This is a genomic window from Coraliomargarita parva, assembly GCF_027257905.1.
In the GTDB taxonomy this organism is placed as follows: Bacteria; Verrucomicrobiota; Verrucomicrobiia; order Opitutales; family Coraliomargaritaceae; genus Coraliomargarita_A; species Coraliomargarita_A parva.
The window spans coordinates 1-1,369 of sequence record NZ_JAPZEI010000026.1 but is presented as its reverse complement, the minus strand read 5'-3'; the positions used below and the strand labels follow the sequence as shown (position 1 = coordinate 1,369).

General features: G+C 54.9%; 1 protein-coding gene. It reads right to left on the bottom strand.

All coding sequences use genetic code 11. The annotated features are described in order from the left end of the window. Nucleotides 1–96: 96 nt before the first annotated feature. Entirely contained in the window at nt 97–1,278 is a 1,182-nt protein-coding gene (locus tag O2597_RS18565) for an IS481 family transposase (RefSeq protein WP_269527279.1), read from the bottom strand. Between the last annotated feature and the right edge of the window lie 91 nt (nt 1,279–1,369).

Below are 1,369 nucleotides of genomic sequence, written 5' to 3'. Positions count from 1 at the left end.
GGAGGGGTCAGGACATGGGTAACAGTTTAGGTTCAAGACATAGGTAACACTTCGTCAGAGCTTGGTGACAGTTGTTAGTATTATTTTTGTAGGTGTTTACGAAGCTTTTTGGGTGTTGCCCTCTCCTTGCTCGCTGGGGCTAGCCCCAGCGAGCAAGGAGAGGGTTGGAAGTTCGATCTGACCGAGGTATTGGTCTGCAAAATAGACTTCAAGATGTTCGCAGTCGACTGGCTTGAGTCCGACACTCCAACCTGCCAGGGCGGTGCTGATCGGTATTCGGTGTTTTTCATAGCATAGATAGCCTCGTTTGTTAATTCGTCGACGGATCATTCCCGGATAAACAATATCGTCGGGTGTTCCCGTATATTTTCGCTGGCTGGGTTTGTAAACGTCTGCGGGCGTTTTCATGCCCAGCGCTTCGTGTGGGCGTACGCAGTTGAAGGTTTCACGCCAAAGCTCAAGGGCTGCGGCCTGTTCGGGCAGAGTTCCTTGGGCGCATGACTGGACCTCGGCAGCGATGTCCCTGTGCATGCGTTCGTGGGCTCCATTGTCCTGTGGTTTGCCCGGTCGTCCGCGTTCCAGGCTGACGCCCAGACTCAGCCACCATACCGATAGCCGGCTCAGCCCCAGGATTGCTTTTGACGAGGCAAAGGGGCTGCCATTGTCACTGCGGATCGCACCGGGCAGGCCGTAGTGCTGGAAGAGTTTTTCAAAGACTGCTCTGACCGAATCGGTGTCTGAGCGCACCATCGGTTGAGCGATCAACATGAAGCGGCTGTGCTCATCACGTACGGTCAGCGGTTCGCAGCGCTGCTGGTCGCCGGTGCGCCACCAGCCTTTAAAGTCCACGGTCCATACGTCGTTGTTGTCTTCGGCACGGGCGTTTGAGCTGATGCGACCGGTGTCCTGGCGTTTGCGACGGGAGCGTTTACGCGTCCACCCGCAGCGGTCGAAGACTCGCTTGATGCTGCTCTCAGAGGGTGCCTCGGCGGCGAAGGCAATGTCCTTGAGTAACAGGGCCCGGATCTTCTTGGGACCCCAGGTTCGGTGCCTTTCATGGAGCTTTACTATCTGGCACATAAGGGCTTCGGATAGCTGGTTCGGGCTGTTTGTCGGTTTACGGCTTAGATCGTGTAGTCCGACTGCTCCCTGCTTTTGGTAGCGTTCGCGCCACTTGTAGCCAGTCTTTCGGCTGATCCCGTATTCGGCACATAGCTCGCTGAAGTTTACGCCATCTTGAAGGCTCTTTAAGGCAAAATTCATGCGTTCTTCTATCATTTTGGTTTCTCTCCATGGCATCACCCTTTCTGGCCGAAAGTGTTACCCATGTCCTGAACCTTTTTTGGTACCTATGTCCTGAACCTGTACC